This window comes from Paeniglutamicibacter sp., from assembly GCF_046714615.1.
Taxonomy (GTDB): domain Bacteria; phylum Actinomycetota; class Actinomycetes; order Actinomycetales; family Micrococcaceae; genus Paeniglutamicibacter.
In genome coordinates, this window is the sequence record NZ_JBKKAP010000120.1 from 1 (window position 1) to 8,935 (window position 8,935).

Below are 8,935 nucleotides of genomic sequence, written 5' to 3' on the forward strand. Positions count from 1 at the left end.
CAACGGTTCTTGGCCAATACGAAAAATGCTGGACACGGTACCCACTCGCCGGAACGCCAGTACCACCTATGCCGTGGGTGCGGTACCAGGTCGCCAGAACACCGGTACCATCAGACGCTATTTAGCATAGTGGCGGTGCACCAAGCGTCCGAGGGCAAATGGCGCATCTGGCGCACCAATTTCCTCCCCAAAATCAGAAACATGGCTTGCCGTGGGTACGGTGGAACATTTGACTACCTGGCAAACCCGAATCGGCGCCGAAGCGACACGTGCCGAGCTATCTCAGATCTACGGCGACCAAGGAATGTCGGGCATCCAGACACCCACCACGTCGCGGAACATCTTCGTTTACTCAGACCCTGCGCGAGGTCAGCAGCACTGATATACCTTTGATGGATGGAACTCCGACGGTGCGATTTTTCGCTACACCGGGGCGGGGCCAGTAGGCGATCAAGTTCTGCTGCGCGGCAACAAAGCCCTGGCGAACCAGCCGACCAGTGGCCTTCCCATTCGATTGTTCGTGGCGGTAGGGAATGTTCCCAAGTCCGGCACCAAGATCCACCGCTACATTGGTGAATTTCGGATCGATGCTGACCATCCCTATTCCGTGCAGCGAAACGTGGACAGGGAAGGAAACCTCCGAAGGGTCTATGTTTTCAATCTGGTCCGAGTTGGGGATGTGGACCAGCGACCCCACGACTACGCACCCGACGAACGGGTAGACGAGGCAGCCGGCTACTACGAAACGGTGGCCTTGGCCCGGAATAAGGTCACCAACTTTGACCGGCGCCAGGTTGAGTCGAGCGTCGCCGAGAAGCGGGAAGAGAACCTGGTGACCGACTTCGAACGTCACCTGAAGAAATCCGGGGCCCAGGTAGGGCGGTTCAAGATTTATTCCCCCGGCTCCACCAGTCCCTTGTTCACCGACATTTGCGACCTGACCAACAATGTCCTGTATGAAGCCAAAGCAGGTTCCGGCCGGGGCTACGTCCGCGAGGCCTTGGGACAAGTCCTCGATTACCGCCGATTCATCGACGACTCCACCAAGTGTTCTGTGTTGCTTCCAGAAGAGCCGGCGCCTGATTTGGCCTCCCTTCTGTTGGCCTATGGTGTCGGCGTTGCATGGCATCAAGGTGGAGGAACGTTCGCTCTCCTGGAACCGGAAGCGGTTCTGGCCCCTTAGTACTCCCGGCTTCCAAACCACTGACGTCTTCCTCATTAGGCCAAGACCACGGCGTGGGCGGTTGAACGCCAAGCTCGCCGTCAAGTACACCCATCAGCAGTACTGTGAGTACGCCTATGCTGACTTTTTCTTCTTCAGTGCAGCGATCTTCTCCATGGCCTTAGCCTTTTCCGTGAGGCGTTTGGCCTCTGCCCGGAGTTCTCTCGGCGTCCTGTTTGTCGCGCCTGGCGGTCGTCCCATATCCGGCTCCATCCTTGGAAAATAAACGATATTTATACAATATCCGTCAAGAAATACGGCAGGTCAATAGGCAGTTCCGTACCGCCTGCCTAGACCGTCAGTCCCGCATCAGTTCGACGCCCCTCTCTGCGGATATGGCTACTTCGAGGATTTTGGGCATGGCCTCCGAAGCTTGGGACATCGGGCGTTGCTAAAAGCCCCAATCTTCGGGCGGTCCGAACGGGTGACTGTCGGGGTGCCAGACGTCTTCGTCGTTCTCAAGCCTAAACAAACCCAAGTCATGGGCTTTGTGGTGGTTCAGGCACAGAAGTCTCCCGTTCTTCAGATTCGATGGCCCACCTTGGCTGTCGGGGATGATGTGCGCTGCCTCAAGCAAATCCACCTGGTCAAACCCGCAAACAAGGCACTTAGGATCATTCGTGGCATTGAGCAGCAGCAGGCGAAATTTCTGTTGATGCTTTCGACGTTTGACTGTGGCGGTGGTGTAGCCACGTTCGATTTCAGTGTCTAGGTCCACACCCGTGCCAACTGCGCTGATTACCGCGCCTGGCATTGATTTGACAGCATTCAGATGCTTCGTCCACAGTTTTTCGAGCTCTCTGGCGTGATGTGCGGCCAGCTCGGTCCCGTTACTCTGGATCGTCCAATTTTTGCTCGGTATTTCCTTTTCAATAGCCTCTTTCGGTAAAAGGCACTTTTCATCCAAGAGCACCTGCCACCCGATATCAGCATATGAAATTAGCTTGCCGGCTTTCTCGGGTGACCAATGAGGCATTTTGCGCATCGGCCCAAGTGCGTGACCTGCGGCCATAACGCCCCTCGGCAGATCACCAACTTTCAGCAGGAAGAATCTGTCGTCTTTTTGAACAACGTCACGGCGATTGCCCATCGCCCAGTTCCCCATGAATATTCCTGTATTGCGAATCTCCTGCTGATTCCTTGACCTTGTTTCTGGGCGCCACTCCCAGCCGTCGGGGTTCCAAAGCACAATGAACGTTTTGGGTTCCCGATTAGGGGAGGCTTCGGGAAGATCTTCCTTGGCCAATATCTCGAACCCAAGCTTGCGCAACGGTATAACGACCTGTACTAGGCCGCCCTTGAAGTCGTCAAAGGCGAGTTGGCGCCCATGCTGGATCATGTAGGCTGCACCAAAAATGGCCTTGGAATCATAATGCTTTCCGTCTTCAACGAGAACGTAATTCTTGGCCTCTCCATAACCATATTTCTCAAGAAAAGCCGTCGCTCCCAGCTCATCGCACTCCTTGAGAGCGTCTAACACAGCCTGGCGGTCCGTAACTTTTTTGAGAGTCATTCCGCAATGCTATTGCACTATCAGTGGCCCTTGTCTACGTTCATAGTTGTTGTTTTATTTCGGCAGGACCACCAAGACTGAACCATCCCGAAAATCATGCCATCGTTTTGTGAGAGACAAGATGAAGGAAGAGGTCCGGTCAACAGCCGATAATCGCACCTATGAAATCTCGAAATTGTCCTATTGCAGAATCCGCTGAATCCGTTTCGGCGATATGGCATCTCCGTCGTTAGGCGCTTTGTTTGAGAAAGCCCCGTCGTTACAGGGATCGTTGGCGGCCGGGGTGCGCCTGTGCGAACGAGGCGCCTCCGCCGCTTTCAAGCCTCGAGCGCGCCAACCTTGATCAAAACCTTCGAGGACGCTGCCGAGTCCAGCGCCATGACGAAGGCTGCCTCCGCCTCGCCGAGCGGGTAGTCGTGGCTGATGACCTGCGCCAGGAACGAGTGCTGCGCCAGAAGATCAACGGCTTCGTCCAACTCCGTTTCGAAACGCTGCGAACCGAAGACCGTCAGCTCGCGCAGACCCAGCTCCGAGAGCGAGATCGAAACCTTGTCCTTGGGAAGGATCCCCAGTTGCACCACGGTTCCGCCGCGACGGGTCGCATCCAGCACGGTCTGCAGACTGGCGGCCGCTCCGGCTGCCTCCACGCTCACGTCGTAGCCGAGAGATTCCGGACCTTCGGATTGAAGGATGTTGAACGTCGCGTCAACTCCCATTGCACTTGCCACTTCCAGCGCTCGCGGCTGCAGGTCGGCAATCGCCACTGATGCCGCTCCTCGCAGCTTCAGCACCGCCGCTGCCAGCAGGCCGATCGGCCCCGCTCCGCTGACGAAGCAGCGAGCGCCCCCGATACGGCCCGCTGCCCGGTCGATCCCGTGCAAGGCAATGGCCAGCGGTTCGGCCAACGCAGCGGTGCGCAGGTCGAGGCCCTTGGGCAAGCGGCGCAGTTGTTGCGCCTGAACATTCAATACTTCGACTAATCCGCCTTGGGTATGCGGAGTGGTGCTGGCGCTACCCAGATAGGTGCCGCCCTGGATCAGGTGCACGCCCGTTGGTCTTGCTCCCGGTCCCGGGCAGGGCGTTGCCGGGTGGATCGCCACGGCATCTCCGACGCCCCATCCGGTGACGCCCTCACCCAGCTCGCGCACCCGGCCCACCACCTCATGGCCCAGCACCAGCGGTTCCTTCACCTCGAAGGAACCATTGCGGCCATGCTGCCAATAGTGCAGGTCCGACCCGCAGATCCCGCCGTAGGCGATATCCACTGCCACCTCCCCGCGACCAAGCGGGGATTCCTGCACGTCTTCTACGCGCAGGTCCTTGGGCCCGTGCACCACTACTGCCTTCACTTGCTACTCCTTGGATTCTTTTATCTCTGGTCTTGCAAGACCGCGAGGGTGCGGGCGGTTCCTAGCGAGCCACTGGCTCGCTTTGCTCGAGCATCCCGAGCTCGTCGCGGCGCGGCATGCCTTCCCAGTCGCCCGGGACCATGCAAGCAAAGGCACCGGTGCGAACGGCGGTTTCCAGCCGCTGGTGCGGATCCAGGCCGTTCAACAACTCGGCAATGTATCCGGCGACAAATGCGTCGCCGGCGCCGACGGTGTCAAGGACCGGGACCTTCACGGCGTCTAGCCGGTACTCGTTGCCGTCAATCAGCGCCGCGCAGCCGGCACCGCCTAGCTTGATGATGACCTGGCGCGGGCCCAGCGCGGCGATCCGGCGGGCCAGCTCCATGGGGTCCTCGCTCGGACCCACGGCAATGGCGGCTTCCTCGTCCCCGGCAAAGACCACGTCGGCCTTGGGCAGGATGGCGCGGTAGGCCTCTCCCGCTTCGTCCTCGGGCCACAGAGCGGCACGATAGTTCAGGTCGAAGGACACCAGCACCCCGGCGGCGTGCGCCAGCTGGATGGCGGCGTCAACCGCACCTGCGGCTTCTGCCGACAGCGCGGGGGTGATCCCGGTCAGGTGCAGCAGCCGGGCGCCCGAGATCAGCGAGACCGGCAGGTCTGCGGCGCACAGCTTCGAACCGGCGGAACCGGACCGGTAGTACCAGACCTTCTGGTGGGTTTCGGTGCGGCGTTCCTTGATCATCAGGCCCGTGGGGGCCGACTCATCGCGGACCACCACGGTGTTCACGTCCTCGGCACGGATCTCGCGCTGCACCAGGTCGCCGAGGCTGTCCGCGCCCAGCCGCCCGATCCAGGACACCGATGTCCCCAGCCGGCGCAGTGCGATGGCGAAGTTCGACTCGGAGCCGCCCATGCCCAGGCCCAAGGTGGAGGCGTGGGCCAGCGGGCCGGCACTGGTCCCGCGCATCAGCGCCATGGTCTCCCCCAGGGTCACCACGTCGGTGTGCTCGTCCCGGCTCATGCCTTTTCCTCGTCTCGGGCGGCCGCGACGGCGTTGACCAAGGCCTTGGCCCTCATGGTGAGGGCCTCCAGATCCCCACCCTTAAAAGCATCTCCGAGCAGTGGTCCACCCACGCTGACGGCCAGTGCGCCGGCACGGATCCATTCAATCGCCTCGGCAACACCCACCCCGCCCGAGGGAACGGCCTGGATATCCGGGAAGGGACCGCGCAGGTCCTTCAGGAACCCGGGTCCCACCTGGGATGCAGGGAACACCTTGACCGCGGTAGCCCCGGCCTTCCAGCCGGTGAACAGCTCGGTGGGGGTCATGCCGCCCGGGTAGACCGGGATGCCCGCCGCCACCGCGGTGGCAACGATTGCTGGGTCGGTGATCGGTGTGACGATAAATCCTGCACCACCGCTGAGGGCGGCTTCGGCTTCTTCCACCGTGGTGATCGTGCCGACTCCGATATCAGCTGCCGTTCCGTAGCGGGCGCGCAGCGCGGGCAGCTCCTCGAAGACGCCTGCGGTGCTCAGCGTCAGCTCGATGCTGGTGACACCTCCGGCGACCAACGCATCAATGACCGGTGCGTATTCGCTCGCGTGCTTGGCACGCAGCACGGCCACGATCGGGGTTTCGCGCAACAGCGCACCGGGAGCGGTGCGGATCGTTTCGGTGTTCATCGCGAGAGCCACCCTCCGTCAACAGGAATGACCGTGCCATGGATGTAGTCGGCAGCACCACTGGCCAGGAAGAGCACGGCGCCGGCCAGGTCGTCCGGGTTACCCCAGCGTCCCGCGGGGATGCGCATCAGGATTTGTTCGTTGCGGGCTTCGTCCGCCAACAGCGCCTCGTTCATGTCGGTGGCGATGTAGCCGGGGGCTACAGCGTTCACGTTCACTCCCCGTCCTGCCCATTCGTTGCACAAGGCCTTGGTCAGCTGCGCCACCGCGCCCTTGGAGGCCGCGTAGGCGGGAACCCGGAAGCCGCCCTGGAAGGTGAGCATCGAGGCCAGGTTGATGATCTTGCCGTTCCCGCGTTCCAGCATCGGCGCCCCGAAGAGCTGGCAGAGCTGGAACACCGCGCGGGTGTTCACGTTCATCACGGTGTCGAAGTCCGCCAACGGGAACTCAACCGCATCGTGCCGGATCTGGGTTCCTGCGTTGTTCACCAGGATGTCCACCTGACCCCGGGCCAGCGCCTGCGCCGCTGCGCTGGCAACCGAGGCCTCATCACTCAGGTCAACGGCGATGGCTTGTGCGGTGCGCCCGGTGTCCTGGGCCAGCTGTTCGAGCTCGGGTGCGAGCTCACCGCGCTGCAGGGTGATCACGTTGGCGCCCTGGCGCATGAGACCTAAGGCAATGTGCAGTCCGATGCCGCGGGAGGCACCCGTGATCACTGCGGTGCGACCGGTGATGTCGAAGACTCCCCCGGTCTGGGTCGTGTTGGTGGACACGGTAGAGCTCCTAGCGGGCAACAGCGAGTGCTGCCGGGTTGTAGATGTTGCGTGGTTCCTTGCCGTGGCACACGTCAATGACGTTGCCCAGGGCGCGTGACTTCAGTTCGGTGTAGGACTCCTCGGAGTACCAGGCCGCATGCGGGGTAAGAACCGCGTTCGGCTCGGTAAGCAGGTCCGAATCCACCGGAAGCGGTTCTTCCTCGAAGACATCCAGACCGGCTCCATAGAGCTTGCCGCTGCGCAGGGCGCGGACCACGGCGGCGGATTCGACGACGCCACCACGGCAGGTGTTGATGAGCACCGCGCCGTCCTTCACCTTGGCCAGGAAGTCGTCGTTGACCAGGTGGCGGGTGTGGCTGTTGAGCGGCACGTGCAGGGAGATGACATCCGCCTGCTCGAGGACCTGCTCCATGGTGAGTACCTCGATGCCATCTTCGGTGGTGGTGCCGGTTTCGCGGGCCGGGTCAGAGCCGATGACCTTGTACCCCAGGCCCTTGGCCTTGCGTCCGGTGGCGGCGCCGATCAGGCCCAGGCCGATCACGCCGAAGACGCGACCGCGGATGCGGCGCAGCGGCTTGACCGATTCCAGGGAGAAGGAGCCTGCGCGCAGTTCGCGATCCAGGCGGGTGATCCCGCGGGCCAGGGTGGCGGCCAGGCAGATCGCGTGGTCCGAGACGTCCTCGGTGCCGTAGTCAGGGACGTTGGAGACCACGATCCCGCGAGCGGTGGCTGCCTCAACGTCCAGGGTGTCAACGCCCACGCCGTAGCGGCCAATGGCCTTGAGCTTGGGCAGGGCGTCCATGACGCGGGCGGTGATCGGCGCGTACTGCACCACGATGCCGTCGAAGTCGGCGGCGGCGGTGATCACTTCGTCTTCGGTGTGGCACTGGGCCAGCACCAGTTCGATGCCTGCCGCGGCTGCAACTTCCTGCTCGACGGCGATAGAGTCGTGGTCGCAGTCGGTGATCAAGATGCGGATGCTCATTTGTGGGCGTCTTCTTCCGTGAGTAGGTCGCGGTCCCGGGTTTCGGGAGCTTTGAGTGCGGCGATGAAGGTGATGGCCATCATCAGGGTCATGTAGATGGCCACAGGGATCCAGGAACCCGAGGCCCAGGTAACCAGCGCGGAGCAGATCAGCGGGGCGATGCCGCCGCCGAAGACCGAGGAGAATTCGCGCCCCAGGGCCACGCCGGCGTAGCGGTAGCGGGAGCCGAAGAGCTCCGGGAAGTAGGCTGCCTGCACGCCCACGGTGCCCTGCGCGGCGAAGATGAAGCCGAGCACGATGACCACGCCGATCCAGAACAGGCTGCCGGTGTTCAGCAGCATGAAGGCGGGGAACGGGAAGAGCAGCAGGAATCCGGTGATGCTCAGGTAGAGCGGGCGGCGTCCGAACTTATCCGAGAGGTTGCCGGCGATCCAGGCCGAGACGCAGGCGAACATGGCACCGATGAACAGCACCTTCGGGATGAAGGTCGAGTCAACTGCCAGGTAGGTGATCAGGTAGGAGCCCATGAAGGTCTGGAAGATGTAGGAGTGCGCGTTGGCGCCCACGTTCATGAAGAAGACGCTGAACAGGCCGCGGCGGCCGTTCTTGAAGACGTCGGCGGCGGGGGTCTTCTGGCGTTCGGCCATGCCGACTTCTGCCTTGAGCTCCGCCATGACCGGGGATTCCTTGAGGTTGCGGCGGATCAGCCAGGCGGCGATGGTGACGAAGATCGAGGAGAAGAAGACCATGCGCCAGCCGTAGGACAGCAGTGCCTCGCGCGGCATCAGCTGCACCAGCATCCAGACAACGGCGCCCATGGCGGTACCTGCGGCTGCACCGACGAAGACCAGCGAGGCGAAGCGGCCGCGCCTGCCCTTGGCGGCGAGCTCGGTCAGCAGCACGACGCCGCCGGCCTGTTCGGCGCCGGCGCCGAAGCCCTGGAGGAAGCGGCAGGCCACCAGCAGGATCGGTGCCCAGACTCCGGCCTGTGCGTAGGTCGGCAGCAGGCCGATCGCGAAGGTGGCGACACCCATGAGCATCAAGGTGCAGACGAGCACCCACTTGCGTCCTAGGCGGTCTCCGTAACGGGAGAAGAATAGTCCGCCGAGCGGGCGTGCGCCGAAGCCGACGGCATAGGCGCCGAAGGATGCAATGATGCCTACCGCGGGGCTGACGTTGGGGAAGAAGATCGTGTTGAAGATGATCGCCGACGCGGTCCCGTAGATCACGAAGTCGTACTGCTCGAGTGCCGTGCCGACCAGGCCAGCCCAAGCGGCTCGTCGGACGTTCTTCTGGTCATGCCGGGCAGTCGTGGCGGCGGGCTGGGGGCCAGCCGTCACGGTTCCGCCGGCGGGAACACCGTTGTTCTCGTTCATAGTCACCAATCCAAAGAATTGTGTCATACCT

General features: G+C 62.3%; 9 protein-coding genes. 1 reads left to right on the forward strand and 8 read right to left on the reverse strand.

The window, feature by feature from the left end; all coding sequences use genetic code 11:
* Nucleotides 1-352 precede the first annotated feature (352 nt).
* Nucleotides 353-598: a hypothetical protein gene (locus tag ACLQ7E_RS14340; protein WP_411733254.1), complete on the reverse strand. Its 246-nt coding sequence runs from the start codon at nt 596-598 to the stop codon at nt 353-355.
* Between the two features lie 81 nt (nt 599-679).
* Between ACLQ7E_RS14340 and ACLQ7E_RS14345 the strand changes: the two genes are divergently transcribed.
* A complete protein-coding gene (locus ACLQ7E_RS14345; protein ID WP_411733255.1) occupies nt 680-1,183 on the forward strand; it encodes a hypothetical protein in 504 nt (167 codons plus the stop codon).
* A gap of 430 nt (nt 1,184-1,613) precedes the next feature.
* Here the strand turns inward: ACLQ7E_RS14345 and ACLQ7E_RS14350 are convergent, their stop codons facing one another.
* From ACLQ7E_RS14350 to ACLQ7E_RS14380, 7 genes are all read right to left on the reverse strand, one after another.
* Nucleotides 1,614-2,735: an HNH endonuclease gene (locus ACLQ7E_RS14350; protein WP_411733256.1), complete on the reverse strand. Its 1,122-nt coding sequence runs from the start codon at nt 2,733-2,735 to the stop codon at nt 1,614-1,616.
* A gap of 317 nt (nt 2,736-3,052) precedes the next feature.
* Nucleotides 3,053-4,084 carry an L-idonate 5-dehydrogenase gene (locus ACLQ7E_RS14355; RefSeq protein WP_411733257.1) on the reverse strand — a complete coding sequence of 344 codons (1,032 nt, stop codon included), beginning with the start codon at nt 4,082-4,084 and terminating at the stop codon, nt 3,053-3,055.
* A 61-nt stretch (nt 4,085-4,145) separates the two neighbouring features.
* Nucleotides 4,146-5,105: a sugar kinase gene (locus tag ACLQ7E_RS14360; RefSeq protein ID WP_411733258.1), complete on the reverse strand. Its 960-nt coding sequence runs from the start codon at nt 5,103-5,105 to the stop codon at nt 4,146-4,148.
* Nucleotides 5,102-5,767, reverse strand: a complete 666-nt coding sequence (locus ACLQ7E_RS14365) for a bifunctional 4-hydroxy-2-oxoglutarate aldolase/2-dehydro-3-deoxy-phosphogluconate aldolase (RefSeq protein ID WP_411733259.1) — start codon at nt 5,765-5,767, stop codon at nt 5,102-5,104. Before ACLQ7E_RS14365 ends, ACLQ7E_RS14360 begins: the two co-directional genes overlap by 4 nt.
* Nucleotides 5,764-6,540: a glucose 1-dehydrogenase gene (locus ACLQ7E_RS14370; RefSeq protein ID WP_411733260.1), complete on the reverse strand. Its 777-nt coding sequence runs from the start codon at nt 6,538-6,540 to the stop codon at nt 5,764-5,766. Before ACLQ7E_RS14370 ends, ACLQ7E_RS14365 begins: the two co-directional genes overlap by 4 nt.
* A gap of 10 nt (nt 6,541-6,550) precedes the next feature.
* Nucleotides 6,551-7,528 carry a C-terminal binding protein gene (locus ACLQ7E_RS14375; protein WP_411733261.1) on the reverse strand — a complete coding sequence of 326 codons (978 nt, stop codon included), beginning with the start codon at nt 7,526-7,528 and terminating at the stop codon, nt 6,551-6,553.
* Nucleotides 7,525-8,904 (reverse strand): MFS transporter, encoded by a 1,380-nt coding sequence (locus ACLQ7E_RS14380; RefSeq protein ID WP_411733262.1) that lies wholly within the window; start codon nt 8,902-8,904, stop codon nt 7,525-7,527. The genes ACLQ7E_RS14375 and ACLQ7E_RS14380 overlap by 4 nt, the downstream gene beginning before the upstream one ends.
* Nucleotides 8,905-8,935: the final 31 nt, after the last annotated feature.